This is a genomic window from Methylobacterium sp. PvP105 (assembly GCF_017876975.1).
In the GTDB taxonomy this organism is placed as follows: Bacteria; Pseudomonadota; Alphaproteobacteria; order Rhizobiales; family Beijerinckiaceae; genus Methylobacterium; species Methylobacterium radiotolerans.
In genome coordinates this window covers 2842694-2865254 of sequence record NZ_JAGIPA010000001.1, presented here as the reverse complement: position 1 = coordinate 2865254, position 22561 = coordinate 2842694, and the positions used below count along the sequence as shown (strand labels likewise).

The 22561-nt window shown below is 73.6% G+C and carries 18 protein-coding genes; 3 read left to right on the top strand and 15 right to left on the bottom strand.

Annotated features, from left to right (window positions below):
• Window positions 1–55 precede the first annotated feature (55 nt).
• Window positions 56–661: a hypothetical protein gene (locus J3A75_RS13555; protein WP_209650287.1), complete on the top strand. Its 606-nt coding sequence runs from the start codon at window positions 56–58 to the stop codon at window positions 659–661.
• Here J3A75_RS13555 and J3A75_RS13550 read toward each other — a convergent pair.
• The 9 genes from J3A75_RS13550 to J3A75_RS13510 form a co-directional block, all read right to left on the bottom strand.
• Complete coding sequence (locus J3A75_RS13550) at window positions 628–2400, bottom strand: class I adenylate-forming enzyme family protein (RefSeq protein ID WP_070999320.1); 1773 nt, start codon at window positions 2398–2400, stop codon at window positions 628–630. The genes J3A75_RS13555 and J3A75_RS13550 overlap by 34 nt on opposite strands.
• Entirely contained in the window at window positions 2397–3167 is a 771-nt protein-coding gene (locus J3A75_RS13545) for an SDR family NAD(P)-dependent oxidoreductase (protein WP_012318803.1), read from the bottom strand. Before J3A75_RS13545 ends, J3A75_RS13550 begins: the two co-directional genes overlap by 4 nt.
• A gap of 148 nt (window positions 3168–3315) precedes the next feature.
• On the bottom strand, window positions 3316–4092 hold the full coding sequence (locus J3A75_RS13540; RefSeq protein ID WP_076727723.1) for an SDR family NAD(P)-dependent oxidoreductase: 777 nt from the start codon (window positions 4090–4092) through the stop codon (window positions 3316–3318).
• 2 nt (window positions 4093–4094) lie between these two features.
• Window positions 4095–5153, bottom strand: coding sequence for a phosphotransferase family protein (locus tag J3A75_RS13535; RefSeq protein ID WP_043073604.1), 1059 nt, complete (start codon window positions 5151–5153; stop codon window positions 4095–4097).
• Window positions 5150–6385, bottom strand: a complete 1236-nt coding sequence (locus tag J3A75_RS13530; RefSeq protein ID WP_012318800.1) for an acyl-CoA dehydrogenase family protein — start codon at window positions 6383–6385, stop codon at window positions 5150–5152. The genes J3A75_RS13535 and J3A75_RS13530 overlap by 4 nt, the downstream gene beginning before the upstream one ends.
• A 296-nt stretch (window positions 6386–6681) precedes the next feature.
• A complete protein-coding gene (locus J3A75_RS13525; protein WP_209650286.1) occupies window positions 6682–8187 on the bottom strand; it encodes an ATP-binding cassette domain-containing protein in 1506 nt (501 codons plus the stop codon).
• Entirely contained in the window at window positions 8184–9104 is a 921-nt protein-coding gene (locus J3A75_RS13520; RefSeq protein ID WP_056524055.1) for a branched-chain amino acid ABC transporter permease, read from the bottom strand. Before J3A75_RS13520 ends, J3A75_RS13525 begins: the two co-directional genes overlap by 4 nt.
• 257 nt (window positions 9105–9361) lie before the next feature.
• On the bottom strand, window positions 9362–10237 hold the full coding sequence (locus tag J3A75_RS13515; RefSeq protein ID WP_012318797.1) for a branched-chain amino acid ABC transporter permease: 876 nt from the start codon (window positions 10235–10237) through the stop codon (window positions 9362–9364).
• 19 nt (window positions 10238–10256) lie between these two features.
• Window positions 10257–11516: an ABC transporter substrate-binding protein gene (locus tag J3A75_RS13510; RefSeq protein WP_012318796.1), complete on the bottom strand. Its 1260-nt coding sequence runs from the start codon at window positions 11514–11516 to the stop codon at window positions 10257–10259.
• Between the two features lie 325 nt (window positions 11517–11841).
• Between J3A75_RS13510 and J3A75_RS13505 the strand changes: the two genes are divergently transcribed.
• On the top strand, window positions 11842–12867 hold the full coding sequence (locus J3A75_RS13505) for a cyclase family protein (protein ID WP_012318795.1): 1026 nt from the start codon (window positions 11842–11844) through the stop codon (window positions 12865–12867).
• A gap of 40 nt (window positions 12868–12907) precedes the next feature.
• Here the strand turns inward: J3A75_RS13505 and J3A75_RS13500 are convergent, their stop codons facing one another.
• The 6 genes from J3A75_RS13500 to J3A75_RS13475 all read right to left on the bottom strand — a co-directional run bounded on the left by J3A75_RS13500 (window position 12908) and on the right by J3A75_RS13475 (window position 18902).
• Window positions 12908–14920 (bottom strand): SDR family NAD(P)-dependent oxidoreductase, encoded by a 2013-nt coding sequence (locus J3A75_RS13500; RefSeq protein ID WP_053621725.1) that lies wholly within the window; start codon window positions 14918–14920, stop codon window positions 12908–12910.
• A 92-nt stretch (window positions 14921–15012) separates the two neighbouring features.
• Window positions 15013–15864, bottom strand: a complete 852-nt coding sequence (locus J3A75_RS13495; protein WP_012318793.1) for a DUF1206 domain-containing protein — start codon at window positions 15862–15864, stop codon at window positions 15013–15015.
• A 133-nt stretch (window positions 15865–15997) separates the two neighbouring features.
• Window positions 15998–16339, bottom strand: a complete 342-nt coding sequence (locus J3A75_RS13490) for a hypothetical protein (protein ID WP_012318792.1) — start codon at window positions 16337–16339, stop codon at window positions 15998–16000.
• A gap of 47 nt (window positions 16340–16386) precedes the next feature.
• Window positions 16387–16950: a Uma2 family endonuclease gene (locus tag J3A75_RS13485; RefSeq protein ID WP_070999317.1), complete on the bottom strand. Its 564-nt coding sequence runs from the start codon at window positions 16948–16950 to the stop codon at window positions 16387–16389.
• A 128-nt stretch (window positions 16951–17078) separates the two neighbouring features.
• Window positions 17079–18323 carry a M23 family metallopeptidase gene (locus J3A75_RS13480; RefSeq protein ID WP_209650285.1) on the bottom strand — a complete coding sequence of 415 codons (1245 nt, stop codon included), beginning with the start codon at window positions 18321–18323 and terminating at the stop codon, window positions 17079–17081.
• A gap of 111 nt (window positions 18324–18434) precedes the next feature.
• Window positions 18435–18902: a peroxiredoxin gene (locus J3A75_RS13475; RefSeq protein ID WP_012318789.1), complete on the bottom strand. Its 468-nt coding sequence runs from the start codon at window positions 18900–18902 to the stop codon at window positions 18435–18437.
• Window positions 18903–19086: 184 nt separating this feature from the next.
• Between J3A75_RS13475 and J3A75_RS13470 the strand changes: the two genes are divergently transcribed.
• On the top strand, window positions 19087–22536 hold the full coding sequence (locus J3A75_RS13470; RefSeq protein WP_058607888.1) for a DUF3971 domain-containing protein: 3450 nt from the start codon (window positions 19087–19089) through the stop codon (window positions 22534–22536).
• The last annotated feature ends 25 nt before the right edge of the window (window positions 22537–22561 follow it).

Here is a 22561-nt window from a genome sequence, read left to right as displayed (position 1 = left end):
ATTGTTGCGCTGCCCCGCGGATCTGTCCGAAACCCCGCGATGACAGGAGGGCGCCATGCCGCACGGTGCGCGAACGAGCCTCGCCGCCCTCATGCTGGTCCTGGGGATCGGCGGCGCCTCCGCCGAATCCGTCGCCACGACCTGGACGGACCCGCCGGCCCACAAGGCCGCGTCCCCGAAGGCGCCGGCCGCGGACCCGAAGGCGGCCGCACCGGCGCCGTCCGCCTCGACCCAGGCCGCGACCCCCGCCGCCGCGACCGAGACCCGGGCGGCCCCCGCCCGGCGGAAGGCCGTGGCCGCGCGGCGCGCGCCGGAGCGGAAGACCGCCCGCGCGGCGTCGGCGCCCAAGCGGGTCGACGCCGCGCGCCGCGCCCGCGTCGCCGCCGCGCCGGCCCGGACCGTCCGGGGCACCCCGCAGGTCGTCGCGGCCGCGCCGCCGCCCCCGGAAGGCTACGCCCGCTACCGGGCCTACAATTACGGGCCGGGCTACGGCTACGGCTACGCGCCGGGTTACGCGTCGGGCTACACCGACGACCGCCTCGACCGCCTCAGCAGCGCCCAGGCCGCCGGCTACGTCGTCGTCCACCGCCGGACGGTGCAGTTCCCCGACGGCCGCACCCTGCGGGTCTATCGCCCGGACGACGAGGGCGAGCCGTTCTGACCTGAACCGGCCGCGAACACCGCCCGCAGGGGCGCCCGCAGGATCTTCCCGGCGGGGTTGCGGGGCAGGAGCCCGTCCCAGATCTCGATCCGCACCGGCACCTTGAACGCCGCGAGCCGCTCGGCCGCGAAGGCGCGGATCGCCTCCGGGCCGGTCTCGGCGCCCTCGGCCAGCACCACGATGGCGCCCGGCTCCTCGCCCAGCGTCGGGTGGGGCACCGGCAGCACCACGGCGTCGATCACGTCCGGATGCGCGTAGAGGGCGTTCTCGACCTCGCAGCAGTAGATGTTCTCGCCGCCGCGGATCAGCATGTCCTTGATCCGGTCGACGATGGTCAGGAAGCCCTCGTCGTCGGTGCGGGCGAGGTCGCCGGTGCGCAGCCAGCCCTCGGAGAGCACCTCCGCGGTGGCCGCCGGGTCGTCCCAGTAGCCGCGGACCACGTTGGGGCCCTTCGCGCAGAGCTCGCCGATGCTGCCCGGCGGCAGCGGCTCCCCGAGGGGATCGACAATCCGCACCTCGCAGACCGGCAAAGGCGGGCCGCAGGATTCCGGGTGGGCGAGGTAATCCTCGCCCTGGTGGTGGGTGAAGGTCGCCGAGGTCTCGGTCATGCCCCAGCCGGTGCCCGGGACGACCCGCGGCAGGGCCTCGCCCAGCGCCCGCACGAGGTCGCCGGCCGCTGGAGCGCCGCCGTAGGTGACGCCCTCGAGGGTCGGCAGGGGCCGGCCGGCCTCCCGGGCCGCGGTGGCGAGCTGCCACGCGATGGTCGGGACGCCGCCCGCGCTGGTGCAGCCCTCGGCCTCGATCAGGTCGAGGGCCGCGTTCGCGTCCCAGCGGTGCATCATCACCAGCCGGTGGCCGCCGTAGAGGGCCGCCCCGAGGCTCGCGTGGCAGCCGGTGACGTGGAACAGCGGGATCACCAGCAGCGCCGCCCGCTGCGGCGCGGCCGGGTCGGGCTTCGGCGGCGCCTCGCCCCGGCGCAGGGCGCTGCGCGCCGCCGAGTAGGGGTAGGCCATCACCGTGGTGGCGGCCGCCCGGTGCGTGCCGACCGCGCCCTTGGGCCTGCCGGTCGTGCCCGAGGTGTAGAACAGGGTCGCGTCGTCCTCCGGGTCGAGGGCGATGTCGGGCAGGGGCAGGTCGGGCAGGGCGCCCCAGTCCCGGACTGGCCCGAGGATGTCGGCGAGCGGCGTCGCCCGGGGGTCCGGCGCCGTCCGCGCGGTGAGGACCCGCTCCAGGGCCGGGCATTCGGGCAGGTGCGGGGCGATGCGGTCGAAGCGCTCGCCGTCGGCGATCAGCACCCGCGCGCCCGAATGCTGCAGGCCGTAGGCGAGTTCGGGCCCGGTCCACCACGCGTTGAGCGGCGTCGCGATGGCCCCGGCGAGCAGCGCGCCGAAATAGCTCACCGGCCATTCGGGCAGGTTGCGCTGCGCGATGGCGACCCGGTCGCCCTTGCGCACGCCGGCCTCGACCAGGGCCCGCGCCAGGGCGGTGGCGGCGCGGGCGAAGCCCGTGAAGGTCACGCGCTCGTCCTGGTAGACCACGAAGGTCTTGTCCCCGTGGCCGCGCGCGATCCGGAACAGATCGCCCAGCGTCGGCGGTGCCTTCTCCCAGATCCGGGTCGGCACACCCCGGATCGGCACCGTGGCGATGGCGAAGGGCGCACCCGGGGCGGTGAGCCGCGCCTCGGCCTCGCGGAAGGGCAGGGCCGGCCAGCCGGCGGGGATGCGGGGATCGGGGCTCATCGGGCGATGGTCACGCCGCCGTCGATCACGAGCGCCTGGCCGGTCACGAACCGGCCGGCCGCCGAGGCCAGGAACACGGCGGCGCCGGCGATCTCGTCGGGCTCGCCGATCCGGCGCAGGGGGGCGGCGTCCGTGGTGGCGGCCAGCATGTCGGGATTCTCCCACAGGGCGCGGGCGAAATCGGTGCGGATCAGGCCCGGGCACAGGCAGTTCACCCGCACGTTGGCGGGCCCGTACTCCACCGCGTAGTTGCGGGCGAGCTGGAGGTCGGCGGCCTTCGAGACGTTGTAGGCGCCGATCACGGGCGAACCCTTGAGCGCCCCGATCGAGGAGACGATGACGATCGCCCCGTCCCGCCGCGCCACCATGCCGGGGGCGACCATCTGGATCAGCCAGTGGTTCGACAGGACGTTGTTCTCGAGGATCTTTCGGAACTGCGCGTCGGAGATGCCGGCCAGCGGCCCGTAATAGGGATTGCTGGCGGCGTTGCAGACCAGAACGTCGACCGGCCCGAGCCGGCTCTCGGTCTCGGCGACGAGGTGTTCCAGCTCGGCCTTCACCGAGATGCTGGCCGGAATCGCCACCGCCCGGCCGGCGCCGTGCGCGGCCTCGATCTCGGCGACCACCGCCGCGCAGGCCTCGCGCTTGCGCGAGGAGATCACCACGCGGGCGCCGTGCTCGGCCATCCGCAGGGCGATCGCCCGCCCGATGCCCCGGGACGAGCCGGTGATGAGGGCGACCTTGCCGGTCAGGTCGAACAGGGACATGGCGAGACTCTGCGCTGCGTGAAGCGGCGAACGGCTTCCATTCTTGGTTCGCGGATCGTGATGGTCGCGACGCGTCCCCTCTCCCGTGCGGGAGAGGGGACGCGCGCCTCATCCGGCCATCGGTGGGATAGCCCGGAGCCGCCCATCCTCACGCTCCCGCCCGCATCGACCGGCGCAGGCGCGCCATGCCGGCGAGCCAGCGCTCGGGGTCCTCGGCCCGGCGGCGGGCGTAATCCGCCACCTGCGGGTGCGGCAGGATCAGGAAGCGCCCCGACGCCAGCCCGTCCAGGGCCGCCTCGGCGACGACCTCCGGCGTCAGCACGCCGTCGCGCGACGCGGCGCTGGCTTCCCCCAGCATGGCGGTGTCGACGCCCTGCGGGCACAGGGCGGCGACCCGGATCCCGTCCTCGGCATGGGCGATGGCGATATGCTCCAGGAAGGCGAGCGCCGCGTGCTTGGTGGAACCGTAGGTGGCGCTGCCGATCTGGCTGAGCAGCCCCGCCGCCGAGACCGTGCCGAGGAACGCGCCGCCGCCCCGGGCGCGCCAGAGCGGGACCAGCACCCGCGCCGCGTGGACGTGGCCCATCACGTTCACCGCGAAGGCACGCGCCCAGCTCTCCGGGTCGGCGGAGGTGGCCAGATCCGGATCGGGGTCGCGCTCCAGGAGGCCGGCGTTGGAACAGTACAGCGTGACCGGGCCGATCTCGGCCTCGATGCGCGCCAGGATGGCGGAGACCGCCACCGCATCGCCCACGTCGAGGGCGAAGGCCCGGCCGCCGAGTCCCGCCGCCACCGCCTCCGCCCCGGCCCCGTCCCGGTCGAGGGCCACGACCGTCGCGCCCCGCGCCCGTGCGGCTTCCGCGAGCGCCCGGCCGATGCCCCGGGCGGCCCCCGTGACGGCGACGACGCGGCCAGCGAGGTCCATGCTCACGCCCCCGCCCGCTCGGCGAAGCCCCAGGCCGCAGCGGCGAGTTTCGGCACCCGCGCCGCCATCGCGGCGGCGTGCTCGCTCGCGGCGTTGCCGGCCTTGGCGCGGGCCGCCACGCCCTGGAGGATGCCGACCAAGCGGAACAAGTTGTAGGCGAAGTACCAGTCGAGATCGGGCAGGTCTCTGCGATCCGACGCCCGGCAGTAGAGCGCCACCGCCTCGTCCCGCGTGGGGATGCCGAGCGCCTGGAGGTCGAGCCCGCCCAGCCCGCTGCGCCCGTCCGCCGGCAATGCCCACTGCATCAGCAGGTAGCTGAAATCGGCGAGCGGATCGCCCAGCGTCGACAATTCCCAGTCGAGCACGGCGCTGACACCGCCATCTGGCGAAAAAATCAGGTTGTCGAGGCGGTAATCGCCGTGGACCACGCAGGCGCCCTGCTGCTCCGGCACGGTGCGGGGCAGCCACGCGATCAGCCGCTCCACGTCCTCCAGCCGCCCGTCCTCGGCGGCGCGGTATTGGCGGGTCCAGCGGTCGACCTGCCGGGCGAAGTGATTGCCGGGCCGGCCGTAATCGGACAGCCCCGCCGCCTCCGGGTCGATGGCGTGGAGGCGCGCCAGCGTCGCGATCATCGCGGCGTAGTGCCGGTGGCGGGCATGGGGGTCGAGGCCCGGCAGGGCGCCGTCCCAGTGCACGGCGCCGTCCACCGCCTCCATCACGTAGAAGGCCGCGCCGATGACCTCCGGGTCCTCGCACAGCGCGAAGGGCCGCGGCACCGGAAACCCCTCGCCGTAGAGGGCACCGATCACCCGGAACTCGCGGTCCACCGCGTGCGCGGAGGGCAGGAGCGCGCCGAACGGCTTTCGGCGCAGCACGTAGGCCTGGCCCGGCGTGTCGAGCCGGTAGGTCGGGTTCGACTGGCCGCCGCGGAACTGCTGCACGGTGAGCGGGCCGGCGAAGCCCCGGACGTGCTCGGCCATCCAGGCGGCGAGCTTCGCCTCGTCGATCCGGTGGCGCGGCTCGACCGGCTTCACGCCGGAGAAGATTTCGGCGTCGCTCATGCCCCCTCCCGGGCATTGGTGTAGCGCCCGAATTCCAGCCGGGCGATCGAGCGATTGTGGACCTCGTCGGGCCCGTCGGCGAGCCGCAGGGTGCGGATATGGGCGTACATTTTGGCGAGACCGAAATCCTCCGAGACGCCGGCCCCGCCATGGGCCTGGATGGCGTCGTCGATCACCTTCAGCGCCACCCGCGGCGCCGCGACCTTGATCATGGCGATCTCGAGCTTGGCGCCCTTGTTGCCGACCTTGTCCATCATGTCGGCGGCCTTCAGGCAGAGGAGGCGGGTCATCTCGATGTCGATCCGCGCCTCGGCGACCCGCTGCTCCCAGACCGACTGCTCGCTGATCCGCTTGCCGAAGGCGACCCGGGACACGAGCCGCCGCGCCATGGCCTCCAGCGCCACCTCGGCGGCCCCGACGGTGCGCATGCAGTGGTGGATGCGGCCCGGCCCGAGCCTGCCTTGCGCGATCTCGAAGCCGCGCCCCTCGCCGAGGATGAGGTTCCCGGCCGGGACGCGGACATTCTCCAGCACCACCTCGCCGTGGCCCTTGGGGGCGTCCTCGTAGCCGAAAACCGGGAGCAGGCGCTCGACGCGCACGCCCGGCGTGTCCATGGGCACGAGGATCTGCGATTGCTGCCGGTGGCGGGGGGCCTCCGGGTCGGTCTTGCCCATCAGGATCGCGATCCTGCAGCGCGGGTCGCCGACGCCGGTCGACCACCACTTGCGGCCGTCGACGACGTAGTGGTCGCCGTCGCGGCGGATCGCCGTCGCGATGTTGGTGGCGTCCGAGGAGGCGACCTCCGGCTCGGTCATCAGGAAGGCCGAGCGGATCTCGCCGGCCATCAGGGGCTTGAGCCACCGGTCTTTCTGGGCCGCGGTGCCGTAGCGGTGCAGCACCTCCATGTTGCCGGTGTCGGGCGCCGCGCAGTTGAACACCTCCGAGGCGATCCCGACCCGGCCCATCTCTTCGGCGCACAGCGCGTAGTCGAGGTTGGTCAGGCCGGCGCCGCGATAGGCGTCGGTGTCGTGCTCGGGGGAGGGCGGCAGGAACAGGTTCCACAGGCCCTCAGCCCGGGCCTTCTCCTTCAGCCGCTCCATGGTGGGCGAGGGTTCGCGGCTCTCCGCGCGCTCGGCCGCCACCGCGGCGGCGGCCGGCAGGATCGCGTCTTCGATGAAGGCGCGGACGCGGGTCAGCCAGTGGGTCTGGGAGGGGGAGAGGGTGAAATCCACGGTGTCCGCTCCCTAGGGTTTCTCTGCCGGGCGAGCGCACCGAGCTTGCATGCGCCGGCTGCCCGCCTTCCCGTTGCCTTCACCCACGGCGCGACGCGCCCCCTCTCCCGTGCGGGAGAGGGTTGGGGTGAGGGACGAGAAGCCACAGGATCGAGCCCGCCCTTGTCGCGCAGTCAGATCGAGCCCTCTCTGGACAGACCTGATCCCTCACCCTTTCCCTCTCCCGCACGGGAGAGGGGACCCGCGCTCCGACCCAAATCGAACCTAGATCTTGATCGACCCGGATCACGCCCCCCTCACAGATAGGCCGATCCCATCTCGCTGGCGAAGCGCTGCGGCGGCCCCTCCCAGACGATCCGCGCCTGTTCCAGCACGTAGACCCGGTCGGCGTGCGGGAGCGCGAAGGTGACATTCTGCTCGCCGAGCAGCACCGTGATCGGCGTGGTCTGCCGCAGCTTCTCCAAGGCCTTCGACAGCAGCTCCAGGATCACCGGGGCGAGGCCCAGAGTCGGCTCGTCGAGGATCAGGAGGCGGGGCCGCATCATCAGCGCCCGGGCGATGGTCAGCATCTGCTGCTCGCCGCCCGACAGGGTGCGGGCGCTCTGCGTCTCGCGGTCCTTGAGGATCGGGAACAGCTCGTAGAGCCACTCCCGCTGCTTGGCGCTCTCGGCCTTCGGGAAATGCTGGCCGCCGAGGTCGAGGTTCTCGCGCACGCTGAGGTCGCCGAACAGCTCCCGGGTCTCGGGCACCTGGACGATGCCGGCGCGCGCGATGGCGGCGGGCTTCATCCGGGCGAGATCCTGGCCGTCGAACCGGATCGTGCCCCCATGCGGGACGAGGCCCGAGATCGCGTTGAACAGCGTGGTCTTGCCGGCGCCGTTCAGGCCCACCACCGAGACGAACTCGCCCTCGTGGACGTGGATCGAGGCGGAGCGGAGGGCCTGCGCCTTGCCGTAGAGCACGTCGACATTCTCGACGGTCAGCAGCGAGTCGGGCTTGAACGCGGCTTCCGGCCGGGCCGCCGTCTCGATGCTGCCGCCGAGATAGACCCGGCGGACGGTCGGGTCGGCCATGACGGCTTCGGCCGAGCCCTCGGCGATGCGCTCGCCGAGATACATGGCGAAGACCCGGTCCACGAGGGCCGCGACGCTCTTCACGTTGTGGTCGACGAGGAGCACGGCCTTGCCCTCGTCGCGGAAGCCGCGGATCAGCTCCGAGAAGGCCGCGACCTCGCCGCCGGTCAGGCCCGCGAAGGGCTCGTCGACCAGCACCACCCGGGGGTCGCGGGCGATGGCCTTGGCGAGTTCCAGCCGGCGGAGATCCGCGAAGGGCAGGGTGCCGGGCCGCCGGTCGACGACGGCCCCGAGGCCGACGCGCTCGGCGATTTCCTTGGCGCGCCGGGCCACGTGGGGGTCGGCGGCCAACCGGATCAGGCTGTCGGGCAGGAGCGCGAGGCTGATATTTTCGAGAACCGTCTGCCGCTGGAGCGGGCGGGCGTGCTGGAACACGAGCCCGATCCCGGAGCGCGCCACCCGGTGGGCCGGCATCCCGCCGATCTCGGCGCCGTCGAGGCGGATCGTGCCGGCGCTCGGACGCTCCAGGCCCATGATCAGCTTCATCACGGTGGACTTGCCCGAGCCGTTCGGGCCGATCAGGCCCAGGATCTCGCCGGGCCGCAGATCGAGGTCGATCCCCTTGACGGCGACGAGGCCGCCGTAGCGCTTGGTCAGGCCGCGCACGCTGAGGCAGGGCTCGGCCAGGACGGGGGACACGGCCCGCGGGGGCGCCACGGCGACGGTCATCGGGCTCTCCGGAGCGATCCGAGGCCGAGCAGCCCCGAGGGCACGAACAGGATCACCAGCAGCGCCACCGCCGAGACCACGAAGGTCGAGAGGCCGCCGAGTGGGCGCAGCAGCTCGCCCGCCGCGATCAGGAACACGGCGCCGAGCGCCGCGCCCACGATGGTGCGCCGGCCGCCGAGCACAGCCGCGATGATCACCTGCACGCCCACCGACGTGTTGATCAGCGTGCCGACCGAGGCGGTGCCCATGTAGAAGACCACCAGCCCGCCCGCGAGGCCCGAGAAGGCGGCGCTGACCGCGAAGGCCGCGAGCTTGTGCTTGGCGACGTTGAAGCCGAGCGCCCCGGTCACCACCGGGTCCTGGCCGGCGGCCTGGAGGATCAGCCCCGCGGGCGAGCGCGCGATGGCCGTGAGGATCAGGCCCGAGACCGCCATGAAGCCGAGCGCCAGCCAGTAATTGGTGTCGGCGTCGATCGAGATGACGTCCGGCACGGTCAGGCCGATCTCGCCGCCGGTGAGGCCGGAGAACACCACGATCATGTTCTGCAGGAGCAGGACCGCCACCAGGGTGATCAGCCCGAAATAGGGGCCGCGGACCTTCAGCGCCGGCAGCGCCAGGGCGAGGCCGCCGACCACGGCGAGCACGGTCCCGGCCGCGAGGCAGTAGGGGATCGGCAGCTCGTAGCGGTTGTTGAGGATGCCAGCGCCGTAGGCCCCGAGGCCGATCAGGAAGGTCGGGCCGAAATTCACCTCGCCGGCGAAGCCGAAGAGCAGGTCCCAGGCCATCGAGAACACGCCGAAATAGTAGGCGATGGTCAGGAGGCCGAGGATGTAGCCGGAGACCCACCAGGGCAGGGTGGCGGCGGCCAGGACGGCGAGGACCGCGATCCAGAAGCCGGGGGTGGTGAGGAGCTTCATGGATTAGCCAGACCGGGACCGACTGCGAGGGATCCGATTGCCCGAAGCGATGCGGGCACGGCGCGGGTCCCCTCTCCCGTGCGGGAGAGGGTCAGGGTGAGGGATCAGGTCTTGCAGGACGAGGCGCGACCGGAATGCCCGGGGATGGGCTGCTCCATCCGGAGCCTCCTCATCCCTCACCCCAGCCCTCTCCCGCTCGGGAGAGGGGGTGCGTCGCGCTCTGCCGCCGGCGTCGATGCCCCACTCCGATTCCATCATCACCGCCGCCCCAGCAGGCCCTGCGGGCGCAGGTACATGACGGCGACCAGCAGGAGCAGGGCCGGGATCACCCGGTAGGCCGGCGAGATCAGGTAGGCGGTGGCGGTCTCCAGATACCCCACCACGTAGGCGGCGATCAGCGAGCCGGTGACGCTCCCCAGGCCGCCCAGCACCACGATCGAGAAGGCGCTCGCGGTGAGCGGCCCCACCGAGTACGAGGACACCCCCAGGAACATCCCGAGCAGCACCCCGGCGGTGCCGGCGAGCAGGCCGTAGATCGCCCAGACCGCCACGTAGATCTTGCCCATGTCGTGGCCGAGCAGCGTGACGCCCCGCGGGTTCATGGAGGCGGCGAGCAGGACCTTGCCGGCCCGCGCCCGGTTCACGAACAGCCAGAGGAGGCCGATCACGATCCAGCAGACCACCGCGGTGAAGACCTGGTTCCTCGGCGTCCGCACGCCCGCGATCTCGAAGACGCCCTCGACGATCGGCAGCACGGTCTTCGGGTTGTCGGTGAAGAAGTAGGCCACCAGCTCCTGGATCATGATCCCCCAGAGCAGCGTGCCGGTGAGCACGAAGATCTCCTTCTCCTCCCGCGGGATCGCCCGGCTACGCTCGATCGGCGCGACCACCGCGAAGTAAGTGACCAGCGCGCCCGCGAGCCCGCACAGGATGCCGATCGCCGCGCCCGCGTAGGAGCCGAGCCCGAACAGCGCCGAGGCCGCCCAGGCCGCCACCGCGGCCATGACCATCAGGGCGCCGTGGGTCAGGTTGAGGACGCCCGAGACCCCGAAGATCAGGGTGAAGCCCATCGCGCCGAGCGCGTAGAGGGCCGAGATCGCGAAACCGTCGACGAGGATCTGGAGGCCGATCACCGCGCTCTCCCCGCCCGACCTACTGGACCGCCGGCTTGACCGCAGGGGGCAGGATCATGGTCCCGTTGGCGGTCGCGGCCGGCCAGATCGCCACCTGCTTGCCGTTCTGCCACTGCCCGAGGACGCTGGTCATCAGGCCCGGCCCGTACTGGATCGAGTGGGTGAACGGGTCGTCCTTGCCGTAGAACTTCAGGCGCCCGACGGTGCCGACGTAGTCGGTCTTCTCCAGGGCCTCGACCAGCTTGTCGGCCTCGGTCGAGCCCGCCCGCTTGATCGCCTCCGCCGCGTAGTGCGTGGCGTCGTACGCCATGTAGCCCGCGTAGGACGGCGCGCCGCCGAAGCGCTTGGTGAAGGCCTCGGCGAACGGGATCGTCTTCTCGGTCAGCGCCACGCCCGGCACCGCCACGCTGTCGAACAGCACGCCCTGGGTGCCGCCGTTGGTGTTGGCCCAGAAGGTCGAGGAGGTCGCCTGGCCGCTGATGCCCGTCATGGCGATCGGGACCTGCTGGTTCTGCCACTGCACGGTCGGCTGCACGCCGACATGGGCGATGCCGGTGACGATCAGGTCGGGCTTGGCCGCCTCGATCTTGTTGTAGATCGGCGTGAAGTCGCCCGTGTCCGGCGAGAAGCGGACGTGCTCGACCACCTTGAGCCCGGATTTCGGCAGGCATTCCTGGTAGGCGGCGTCCAGCGGCCGGGTCCAGGCGGCGTCCTCGCTCATGATCGCGGCGGTCTTGGCCTTGAGCTTGTCGACCAGCACCTCCTTGGCCGAGTCGCAGACCGCCTGCGCCAGGGCGTGCGAGGTCAGGTAGCCGTGGAAGGTGTACTTGTTGCGGGCGTAGTCCTTGTGGACCGCGACGCTGATCTCGTTCGAGGCCGCGCCCGGCGTGATCATCGGCGTCTTGAGCCGGGCCGCCCAGGGCATCAGCGCCAGCACGACCTCCGAGATGTAGCTGGCGATGACGAGGTTGACCTTGTCCTCGGAGGCCGCCCGCTGGAAGGCGCGGACCGCGTCGGAGGCGGAGGACTTGTCGTCGTAGGTGACGACCTGGATCTGGCGGCCGTCGACGCCGCCCTGGGCGTTGATCTCGTCGGCGGCGAGCTGGACCGCCTGCGGGATCGAGGCCCCGGCCACCGACTGGGCCTCGGCGATCACCCCGATCTTGATCGGATCGGCGGCCCGGACGGGCCCGGCGGCGACCAGCCCCGCGGCGATCAGCGCGGGCAGCGTGCGCCGAATCGGGGCAACCCGGGCGGCGGCGCGCACGGTCTCGGACATCGGCGTTCCCTCATCCCAGTGCCCGAATTTTATATTCGCGGGCTTGGCCCGGACTGTACCCGCGCTCCGACGGATCACAAGGGGCCGATCGGGATCGGCCGGTGACGTTTGCACCGAGTCGTTTTCCGCCCGGGGTATCGCCGCGCGCCGCCGCGGCCTAGGCTCGCCGCGGCCCTGCGAAGCGCGGGCCCGGCGGCCTCGAAGAAGGGCACGGTCTGGTGAGGAACGCACGCTCGGCCGCGGCCGGGGTTCGCCCCGGACCGCGGCCCTGGAGCCTCGGGAAGCGGCCCGCTCGGCGCTCGGCGCGGGCAGGGGAACCACAGGCATGACCCTGCGCTGGACGCGGCGGCCCGAGGGCTCGACCTGGGGGGATTTCGGACCCGACGACGAGCTGGGCCGCCTGAACCTGCTCACCCCCGAGAAGGTGCTGCAGGGGATCGCGGAGGTGCGCGAAGGGCTCACCTTCTGCCTCAGTCTGCCGCTGGACCTGCCGGGCGGCAACGTCCTGAACCCGCGCCGCCACCCGCCCCAGATCACGCCGACGCGCCGCGCCAACGGCCGGCCGAACATGAACTTCCCGGTCTGCGAGGAGGTCGACGGCGCCACCGACGTGATCTGCGACGACCGCGCGCTGATCCACCTGCAATACTCGACGCAGTGGGACGCGCTCGCCCATGTCGGCGCGCTGTTCGACGCGGACGGGGCGGGCGCCGCGCCGACCTTCTACAACGGCTTCCGCGGCGGCCACGACATCGTCGGGCCGAGCGCGCCGGAGGCGGCGGATGAGCCGTCCCGGGCCAAGCGCCTCGGGATCGAGCGCCTCGCCGAGACCGGCATGCAGGGCCGGGCCGTGATGATCGACCTGCGCGCCCATCTCGGCGATGCCAAAGCCAAAGTCGGGTACGACCAGCTCGCCCGGATCCTGGAGGCCGACGGCGTCGTGGTGGAGCCGGGCGACATGGTCTGCCTGCACACGGGCTTCGCCGAGCGGCTGATCGCCATGGGCGGCGCGCCGGACCCGAAGCAGGTCCACACCCTCTGCGCCGGGCTCGACGGGCGCGACCCGCGGCTCCTCGACTGGATCACCCGCACCGGGCTCTGCGCGCTGATCGCCGACAACTACGCGGTGGAGGCCTACCCGGCCGGCCCCGGCCCCGCCTGCTGCGCGACGCTGCCGCTCCACGAGCACTGCCTGTTCAAGCTCGGGGTCAATCTCGGCGAGCTGTGGCACCTGACGCCGCTCGCCGACTGGCTGCGGGCCCGCGGCCGCAGCCGCTTCCTGCTCACCGCCCCGCCGCTGCGCCTGCCCGGCGCCGTCGGCTCGCCGACGACGCCGGTCGCCACGGTGTAGGGATCGGGGGCCCCGGGACGCGCTCCCGGGGCCGCCCGGATCAGCCGAGGGCGGCGGGCGCAGTGGCGGGCGCGGCGTCGGCGCGCGGCGGGCCGCCGGCCGGCGCCGCGGCTCGCTCCGCGGCTTCCTGGGGCGGCCCGGGGCGGAGGACGGCGCGCTCGCGGAAATGCGGGATGGCCGCCTCGAACACGGCCTCGGCGGCCGCCCGGTCGCCGGCCGACACGGCGTCGCGCAGCCGCGCCACCCAGGCGTCGAGCCGGTCCCGGTCGGCGAAGACCGGCCGCGCCGCCATCACCCCGTCGATGCCCGGCAGGGCGATCCGGGGCTCCTCGCGGGCGAACAGGATCTCGTTGAGCCGCTCGCCCGGCCGGGCGCCGGTATAGGCGATCTCGATCTCGGTGCCGGGCTCGAAGCCGGCCAGCCGGATCATCCGCTCGGCCAGGTCGGCGATCCGCACCGGCTGCCCCATCTTGAGCACGTAGACCGCGGCGCGCTCCGCGCCCGCCCGCGCCTCGCCGTCGGCGTGCGAGGCCGCCGTCAGCACGAGGTCGCAGGCCTCGCGCACGGTCATGAAGTAGCGGACCATGTCCGGGTGGGTGACGGTGACCGGGCCGCCACGGGCGATCTGCGCCTTGAACACCGGTACCACCGAGCCCACGGAGCCCAGCACGTTGCCGAAGCGCACGGCGATCAGCCGGGTCGGGTGGTCCGGCCGCGCCGCCTGCGCGGCGTCGAGGGCCTGGGCGACCATCTCGGCGAAGCGCTTGGTGACGCCGAGCTGCGAGACCGGCTCGATCGCCTTGTCGGTGGAGATCATCACCAGGGCGCGGGCGCCGGACGCCACCGCCGCCTCCGCGACGTTGATCGAGCCGAACACGTTGGTCTTGATGCCCTCCTGCCAGTCCCGCTCCAGGTAGGGCACCTGCTTCAGCGCGGCGGCGTGGAGCACGTAGTCGGGCCGGAACGCCGCGATCACCGCGTGCGTCCGCTCCCGGTCGCGGATATCGGCCAGCACCCCCGTCACGGCGGCCTCCGCGGCCAGGATCGCGGGGTGGCTGAGGATGCCGTGGAGCGCCGGCTCGGAGGATTCGAGCACAAGCACCGCCGCGGCCCCGAAGGCCACGGCCCGCAGGCAGATCTCCGAGCCGATCGAGCCGCCGCCGCCGGTCACCACGACCCGGCGGCCGGCGAGGAACGCCTCCAGGCGCGGCCGGTCGATGGCGACGGTCGGCCGCAGCAGCAGGTCCTCGATCTCCAGCGGCGCCAGTTCCGGCCCCTGCACGCCCTCGCCGAGGCCGACGACCCGGGCGAGGGGCAGGCCGAGGCGCCGGGCGCGGGCGATCAGGTCGTCCGGCGCCGCCTCCGGCACGAGGGCGCTCGGGGCGGCCACGAGCCGCCGCACCGGCTCGCCCCGCGCGGCGAGGTCGGCGACCACCCGCTCGAGATCCGGGAAGCCGCCGAGCACCGGCACGCCGCGCATGAACTGGCCGCGCTCGTCCGCCCGGGGCGACAGGATGCCCCGCGGCGCGAGCTTCCGCACCGAGCCCGACTCGATCGCCCGGATCAGCACGTCCATGTCGGCGCCGCGCCCCAGGAGCAGGGTCGGGACGGTGGCGGCCCGCGCGCTCGACTGCCGGGAGCGCGTGTCCTTGAGGTAGCGGAACGCCAGGCGCGTGCCGCCCAGGAAGAAGATCTGCAGAACCCAGTAGAGCAGGATCGCGATCTTGCCGAAGAAGTAGAAGCCGTAGAGGTCGGACGAGACCAGCACCCAGTCGATGACCAGCAGCGCCAGGGCCAGGACGCTGGCCGCCCGGACGATGCCGGCGAGGTCCTGCAGCGAGGCGAAGCGCCACTTGGTTCGGTAGAGCCGGAAGCGGCCGTAGACGAGGCCGGCGAGGACCAGGAACGGCGGCAGCAGCAGAGGCAGGGCGTGCAGGCGCTCGGCCAGCATGCCGCCCTGGAAGCGGAACAGGAAGGTGAGCACCACGGCGGCAGCGGTCGCCGCGAGGTCGTGGGTCACCATCACCGCGGTCTTGTAGAGGCGCTGCTGCATCGTGGGCCGGATGGGATGCCGGGGGTATCCGCCGCGGCACCGGCCCTGTCAACGCGGCCCGTCCGGGGCCGGCGGCCGCGCGGGCGCGGGCCTCAGCCGAGCGCCCGGGCCGCCGCACCGGCCGCATCGTCCACCCGGTCGATGTCGGGGGCGTCGATGTGCCGGTAGCGGGCCTGGATGAGCCCGAAAGCCCCGAAGGCGGCGTGGCCGGCCGCCACGAGCCCGAGGAGGATCCAGCCGTAGGGCTGGGCGCGCAGCAGCGCGAACGCCTCGGACAGGCCCTTGGCATCCGAGGAGCGCTGGTGCCACGCCGCCGCCACGAGGAACCCGCCGATGATCAGGAAGGCGAGGCCCCGCGCCGCGTAGCCGAACCGGCCGATCGGGCCGGCCCAGCGGTCCCGGGCCCGGGCGTCGAGGGCGAGGCGGTCGGTGACGTCCCCGCGCCAGGCCTTGCCGAGGAAGCCGAAGCCGCCCGCCACCACCGCGAGGCCGACCAGGGCCACGAGCCAGCGGCCGAAGGGCTTGCTCAGGAGCCACGCGGTCCCGTCATGCACGCCGTCGCCGCCGCTCATGCCCAGGCCGAGGCTGAGCGAGGCCGCGCTGGCGGCGAGGCCGAGATAGAGCCCGGCGCTGATCAGGTGGGCGCCGCGCACCGCGAGGCCCTTGGCGGAGGTGCCCCGCCGGTCGGCGTCGGTGATCCCCTCGACGAGGCGCCAGAGGGCGAAGCCGGCGAGGCCGAGGGCGATCAGGCCGACGACGGCCGCGCCGAACGGACCGGCCATCACGGCGCGGAGCGCGTCCTTGCTGTCGCCGGCCCGGCCGCCATGCCCCAGGGCCGCCAGCAGGGCGAGGGCGCCGACCACGATGTAGACCACGCCGCGGGCGCCGTAGCCGAAGCGGGCGATGCGCTCGATCGCGTTGCGGCCGCCGGGAAGGGTCCTCATCGGCGGGACCGGGCTTCGGGGAATCGGGCGTCGGGCACGGGCGGCATCCTGTCGGGCGGGCCTGTCGGGCGGGAGCGTTCAACGCCCGGCGGCGCGCACCCGATCCGTTGCCGGCACAACCTCCGCGGCCGCCCTACATCGGCGTCCGCTCGGCCCGGCCGGTGAGCGCCACGTAGAAGCCGAGGCCGTCCTGGGCCGGCAGGGTCTGGAGGCGCTCGATCAGGCCGCGGCGCTTCGCGTCGAGGAGCAGGCGCCCGGCCGGCTGGAACAGGGTCTCGCCGCCGCCCTCCGGGGGCGGATCGAGCCGGATCGCCACGGTCTTGCCCTTGGCGAAGCGGCTGCGCTCCAGCATGTCCTTGAGCGAGGCCTCGGCGGTCGCCCGGTTGGTGCCGCGCAGGTCGAGCACCGACTCGGCGTCGGTCACGCCGAGGGAGCCGCGCAGCTTGGCCGCGTAGAAATCTTCGAAATGGGGCAAGTCGGTGCCTTGATGCTTCGCCGTTCGATCAGGTGGGGTGCGGCCGCTCAGAAGGCGAGACCGCGGTAGAGGTCGCGCACCGGCACGGCGCCGTCGAGCTCCGGCAGCGACACGGTGCCGTCGAGCCCGAGGGCCGCGACGCTCCAGGCGTCGCCCGCGCGCCGCCAGACCTCGACCCGCGCCTCGTCGGAATAGACGATCAGCAGCACCGCGAGGCTCGGCACGGTCCGGTAGAAGTCGATCTTCCGGCCGCGGTCGAGACTCATGGTCGAGGGCGAGAGCACCTCGGCGACGAGGAGCGGGTCGGCGGCGTAGCCCTCCGGCAGCGGCGGCCCGCACCGCACCACCACGTCGGGGATCGGGGCGAAATCGTCCATCGCGGCGCTGAGGATCGCCAGCCCCGGCATGGCGCGGCAGCCTCGCGGCTCCGCCAGGGCGTCGAGTCGTCCCGCCAGGTTCATGACGATTCGCCGATGCCGCTCCCGCGGCGACGCCATGAGCACGGGCTCGCCGTCGAGCAGCTCCCAGCGCTCGTGCGCGGGCCGGCCCTCCACCCAGAGCCTGAACTCGGACACATCCATCCGCGCGTCGCGCATCGCGGCCAGAGCCATCGCCGATCCCCACCTCGGCCGGATCGTAGCACCGGGCCGGCCGCCCGCAACAGGTCCGGCCCGGAAGGCCATCCCCGCGCGGGCGTCGCGCGTCACGGCGGCCCGCACACGGCGACCACCGCGACGGCTCAGTCGGCGCCGAGCCCGGCCGCCGCGACGGTGGCGCCGGCCTCCAGGAAGCGCTGCGGATCCACCGGCTCGCCGTCGATGCGGGTCTCGTAGTGGAGATGCGCCCCGGTGGAGCGCCCCGTCGAGCCGACGGCGCCGACTACGTCGCCCGCGGCCACGCGCTGCCCGGGGCGGACCGCGATGCGGGCGAGATGGCCGAACCGGGTGCTGACGCCGTGGCCGTGGTCGATCTCGACCATGTTGCCGTAGCCGCCCGCGGCCTCGGCGGCGATCACCCGGCCCGGCGCGGTGGCGCGGGCGGGCTCGCCGTACTCCGCCTTCAGGTCGAGCCCGGTATGCAAGGCGAGGCCGCGGGTGAAGGGATCGAGGCGCGTGCCGAACGGGCTCGACACGGCCGAGGGGCCCCGGATCGGGCGGCCCAGGGGCAGCGTGGCGGCGAGCCGGCGCAGGCGCTCGCCGTCGTCGAGCGTCCGCCGGGCCAGGGCGAGGCCCTCCGCGAAGCCGGTGCCGTCCAGGGCGCGGCCGTCAAGGGCGCGGCCGTCCAGAGGCACGAACGGTCCGCCCAGCCCGGCGGCCGGTGCGGCCGCGCCGGTGCGGTCGGGATCGAGGCGGTCAGGGTCGAGACCGGTGCGGCCGATCAGGCCGCGCAGCCGCCGCACCGCGTCCCCGGCCCGGGCGGCCAGCCCGGCGAGGCGCTCGCCCTGGGCCGCCTGAACGCCGTCGAGCCGAGCCTCCAGCCGGATCAGCCCGGTCTCGGCCTCGCGCGCGCCGCGCCGCGGCAGGGGATCGCGGGCGGAGCGCGGCTCCGGAGCCGGCCCCTCGGTCGGACGCAGGAAGAGATCGTCGTAGCCCCCGCCGCGCGCTCCGTCGGGCCGACCGGGCAGGTCGCCGGTGGCGGACGGCTCGGGCAGGGCCTGCCGCGCGAGGTCGGCGAGGGCGGCGGTGCGCCGCTCCAGCTCGGCCTGGCGCTCCAGGGCGGCCGCGACCCGGTCGGCCAGCCCCGCCTCGCTCCCCGCCCGGTCGCTCCGGTCGCGGTCGAGCCGGTCCAGGAGCTCGCCGATGCGCGCCTCGTAGGCGTCGCGCAGGGCGGCCTGCCGGGCCACGAAGCCGGCCAGCACGTCGTCGTGGAACACGATCAGGTAGGAGGCCCCGAGCGCCCAGGCCAGCGCCAGGGCGAGGCCGGCGGCGAGCCAGGGGGTCGGCCGGTGCGGCCTGAGACGCGCGAGGAACTTCGGAGACTGCATCGGGACGGCACCGGAGGAGCCGCCATTCAGACCTCGGTAGGGTTAAGGATCCGTCGCGCGCCGGGCGTTCCGCCGATCCGGGCGGCGGGCGTCAGGGGGCGTCAGGGGGCGTCAGGGCAGCGCGCGGGCGGCCGCCAGGACGGCCTCGGCGTGGCCGGGCACCTTCACCTTCGGCCAGATCCTGGCGACGCGCCCCTCCCGGTCGACCAGCACGGTGGTGCGCTCCACGCCCATGTACTTGCGCCCGTACATGCTCTTCTCGACCCAGACGCCGTAGGCCTCGAGCACGGTCTTGTCCTCGTCCGCGGCGAGCGGGAAGGTCAGGCCGTACTTGCCGCAGAACTTGTCGTGGCTCTTCACCGGGTCCGGCGACAGGCCGACGACCTTGGCGTCCGCCTCCGCGAAGGCCGGCAGCAGACCGTTGAAGTCCTGCGCCTCCAGCGTGCATCCGCTCGTGTCGTCCTTCGGGTAGAAGTAGAGCACGACTTTGTGACCGCGGAGCGCGGACAGTCCCACGCGCCCTCCGCCCGAAGCGGGAAGGTCGAAATCGGGGGCGGGATCCCCCTCTGACAGCGGCATCGTGCCTTCCTTTCGGCCGATTGATGATGTGCAACCGATCTCGTGCGCCGGCTCGAGCGATGGGCCCCGCGCACGTCCGAGCCAAGCCCGGAGTCGCGGCCGCTGTAAAGCGCGGGCGCGCTTCGATCCACCGGCCGCGGAGCCCGAGGGCGCCGCGCGCAGAGACCCCGGAACAAAGGTCCCGATGGCGGACGAGACAACGCCGGCATGCAGGCCTCGGGGGAAGGCGCGACGCGTCGGCGGCGTCTGCCTCGTGAGCGCCCTCGCGCTGGTGCTGCTCGTCGGCGCCGGTGTCGGCCTCGTGGCCCTGCGCCTGTCGAACGGGCCGCTGCAGATCGACGGCCTGTCGCGCCGCGTCGCCGCCGCCGTGGCCGAGCGGATCGGGCCCGGCTGGAGCATCGGGCTGCGCGGCAGCAGCCTGGAGCTCGACCGCGAGAACGCGCTGAGCCTGCGCTTCTCCGGCCTCGACATCCGCAACCCGCAGGGCGACCTCGTGGTGCGCGCGCCCCTGGCACTCGTCAGCCTCGACCTCTGGAGTCTCCTGCGGCTCAACCTGCAGCCGCGCTCGATCGAGTTCCGCGAGACGCAGACCACCGCGCTGCTGCACCGGGACGGCTCCATCGCCTTCGCGGCCTCGGAGGCCAACCACCCGGTCGACGTCGCGCCGCACACGCCGCCGAGCGTGGACGGGGTGCGCGGCACCGTGTCGCCGCTCTCGGCCGCGATCGCGTCGATCTTCGGGGTCGTCCTCGATACGGGCGGCGTGGTCGGCGCCCTCGACCGCGCCCGCGTCACCGACGCGCGGCTGCGGCTGATCGACGAGGACGGGCACGAGCGCGCGGTCTTCGCGCGGGTCAACGGCCTGTTCGGGCGCGACCCGGTCAACGGGACCCGGAACTTCGAATTGCGGCTCGACGGGCCGCACGGCGAGTGGCGCTTCGGCGGCACGCTGCGCGACGGCGCGGACGGGCAGGAGCGCTCGGGCGTCATCACCCTCGACGACCTGCCGGTCACCGATCTCCTGCTGCTCTCGGGCCAGTCCGGCCTGCCGCTGACCACCGACCTGAAGCTCTCGGCCCGCGCCGACGTCAGCCTGACGGCCGGCCGCATCCGGACCATGAACGCCAAGCTCCACACCGGCGACGGCACGTTCCTGATCGAGGAGAAGGACTTCAACCCGGTCACGGTCGAGAGCCTCGACGCCTCGCTGGACTGGGACGAGGCCAACCGCGTGATGTCGCTCACCGGCCTGGACTATCGCGGGGCCGGCAACGCCGTGCACCTCACGGGGACGTGGAAGGGCGGCCCGCCCGACGCGAGCACGGCCTGGACCGCGACGCTGGCGAGCCGCGACGCCACCTTACGCGGGGCGACCCCGCAGGACGCGCCGGTGAAGATCGACGCCCTCGACGCGCAGCTCTCGGGCCGCGACGGCGGCATCGCCATCGACGCGCTGACCCTGTCGGGTCCCGGCGTGAAGGGCGCGATCACCGGCACGATCGGCACCAGCGCCGACGACGGCGGCCTGACCCTGCACCTCGCCGGCCACGACGGCGAGGTCCGCACCGGGCTGCGGCTCTGGCCGGAGCACATCGCCCCGCCGGCCCGGACCTACCTGGTGGACCAGCTCCGCCGCGGCCGCGTCGATTCCGTCGACATCAAGGTGAAGATGTCCGGCTCGGTCCTGGCCGCCGCGACCCGGGGCGACCCGGCCCCGGACGACGCCGTCCACATCGACTTCCACGTCTCGGACGCGGCCATCGACGTCACCGCCGACGCGCCGCCCGTGACCAAGGGCAACGTCGTCGGCGTGATCACCGGGCGCTCGACCACGGTGCGCAACGTGACCGCCGAGGTCCACGGGCCGGACGGGCGCGGGCTCGCCATCTCGGACGGCAGCTTCGTCATCCCGCAGATCACCCCCGACCGGGTCGTGGCCCAGATCGGGATGCGGCTCTCCGGCGGCGCCGACGGCATGGCCTCCGTGCTCCAGGCCAAGCTGTTCAAGAGCGTGATGAGCGTCGACCTCGACCCCGCCACGATCAAGGGCAGCGCCGACCTGCGCGTCGACTTCCCCCTCGACCTCAAGCACATCCCCGACCTGCCGGACCTGCCGGTGACGCTGACCGGCTCGCTGGCCGACCTCTCGGTCGACAAGGTGATGGGCCGGGACCGGCTCGAGTCGGGCCGGTTCAACCTCGTCTACGACCGGGGCGCCTTCACGCTGAAGGGCGACGGACGGGTCGCGGGCGCGCCCATGTCGGTCGACCTGCGCCAGCCGAAGGTCGGGCAGCCCGGCGAGGCGGTGGTCAACGTGTCGCTCGACGAGGCGGTCCGCGGCCGCAAGGGCCTGCCGACCGCGCCGCAGCTCACCGGCACCATCCCGGTCCGCGCGGTGGTGCAGATCGGCCGGCCGGGATCCGGCAAGCCGCCGATCCGGGTCGAGGCGGATCTGGCGAAGGCCGGGATCGACGGGCTGATCCCGGGGTTGACCAAGCCCCCGGGCAAGCCGGGGCGGCTCACCTTCACCCTGGTCGACGGCGGCCAGACCTTCGAGCTGCGCGACTTCGCCCTCGACGCGGCCCCGGCGAGCGCGCGCGGCACCGTCTCGATCACCCAGGAGGGCGGCCTCGAGCGGGCGGACCTGAGCAGCGTCAAGCTCTCCCCCGGCGACGACCTGCGCGTGAGCCTCGACCGCACCGGCGGCGGCTACAAGGTCGTGGTCCGGGGGGCGGTGGCCGATGCCCGGCCGTTCCTGAAATCCCTGGGCGGCCCCGACTCCAAGGGCGGCCGGGAGGCGAAGGACGCGAATCCGAAGGATATCGACGCCGACATCCAGGTGCCCATCGTCACCGGCTTCAACGAGGAGGCGCTGACCGGCGCCACCCTGAAGCTCGCCCTGCACGGGAAGACCCTGCGGGCCGCCAACATCACCGGGCGCTTCCGCGCGGCGCCCTTCGCCGCCACGGTCACCCGCGGCGAGCGCGGCGTGCCGACCCTGTCGGTGGAATCGGCCGATGCCGGCGCGACGCTGCGGTTCGTCGACGTGTACCGGCGGATGTATGGTGGCCGGCTGACGGCCGGGATCGGCCTCAACGACGGCCCGCAATCCGGCGTCGTCCAGATCCGCGACTTCATCCTGCGCAACGAGCCCGCGCTGTCGAGCATCATGGCGCAGGGCCCGGAGCCGACCGACGCGGAGACGGCCCGCGGCCGCCGGGTCGCCCCGGGCCGGGGGGCGGGCGACGTCACCTTCGACCGCATGCGCGCCAATTTCGTGCGCACCGGTACCCGCGTCGACTTCACCGACGCGGCGATCTCGAACGCCGCCATGGGGTTCACCCTGTCGGGCTGGCTCGATACCGGCCGCGAGCGCACCGACATGACCGGCACCTTCGTGCCGCTCTACGGCCTGAACAACGTGGCCTCGCAGCTGCCGCTGCTCGGGCCGCTGCTCGGCGGCGGCCACAACGAGGGCCTGTTCGCGGTCAATTTCCGCGTCTCCGGCAAGCTCGCCTCGCCGGACGTGAGCGTGAACCCGCTCTCGGCGATCGCCCCGGGCTTCCTGCGCAAGCTGTTCAGCGCCGGCGGCGGCCCCTTCGCGGACGGGATGCCGGGCGTCCCGCAGCAATAGGGCGGGCAGCCCGGAAGAGCCGCCC

Bases quoted from the DNA above. Each gene is read 5' to 3' on its own strand.
- J3A75_RS13505 (WP_012318795.1), top strand. From the start codon at position 11,842: ATGACCCTGCGCTGGACGCGGCGGCCCGAGGGCTCGACCTGGGGGGAT.
- J3A75_RS13545 (WP_012318803.1), bottom strand. From the start codon at position 3,167: ATGTCCCTGTTCGACCTGACCGGCAAGGTCGCCCTCATCACCGGCTCG.
- J3A75_RS13555 (WP_209650287.1), top strand. From the start codon at position 56: ATGCCGCACGGTGCGCGAACGAGCCTCGCCGCCCTCATGCTGGTCCTG.
- J3A75_RS13500 (WP_053621725.1), bottom strand. From the start codon at position 14,920: ATGCAGCAGCGCCTCTACAAGACCGCGGTGATGGTGACCCACGACCTC.
- J3A75_RS13495 (WP_012318793.1), bottom strand. From the start codon at position 15,864: ATGAGGACCCTTCCCGGCGGCCGCAACGCGATCGAGCGCATCGCCCGC.
- J3A75_RS13470 (WP_058607888.1), top strand. From the start codon at position 19,087: ATGGCGGACGAGACAACGCCGGCATGCAGGCCTCGGGGGAAGGCGCGA.
- J3A75_RS13480 (WP_209650285.1), bottom strand. From the start codon at position 18,323: ATGCAGTCTCCGAAGTTCCTCGCGCGTCTCAGGCCGCACCGGCCGACC.
- J3A75_RS13525 (WP_209650286.1), bottom strand. From the start codon at position 8,187: ATGACCGTCGCCGTGGCGCCCCCGCGGGCCGTGTCCCCCGTCCTGGCC.
- J3A75_RS13520 (WP_056524055.1), bottom strand. From the start codon at position 9,104: ATGAAGCTCCTCACCACCCCCGGCTTCTGGATCGCGGTCCTCGCCGTC.
- J3A75_RS13510 (WP_012318796.1), bottom strand. From the start codon at position 11,516: ATGTCCGAGACCGTGCGCGCCGCCGCCCGGGTTGCCCCGATTCGGCGC.
- J3A75_RS13485 (WP_070999317.1), bottom strand. From the start codon at position 16,950: ATGGCTCTGGCCGCGATGCGCGACGCGCGGATGGATGTGTCCGAGTTC.
- J3A75_RS13475 (WP_012318789.1), bottom strand. From the start codon at position 18,902: ATGCCGCTGTCAGAGGGGGATCCCGCCCCCGATTTCGACCTTCCCGCT.
- J3A75_RS13550 (WP_070999320.1), bottom strand. From the start codon at position 2,400: ATGAGCCCCGATCCCCGCATCCCCGCCGGCTGGCCGGCCCTGCCCTTC.
- J3A75_RS13535 (WP_043073604.1), bottom strand. From the start codon at position 5,153: ATGAGCGACGCCGAAATCTTCTCCGGCGTGAAGCCGGTCGAGCCGCGC.
- J3A75_RS13540 (WP_076727723.1), bottom strand. From the start codon at position 4,092: ATGGACCTCGCTGGCCGCGTCGTCGCCGTCACGGGGGCCGCCCGGGGC.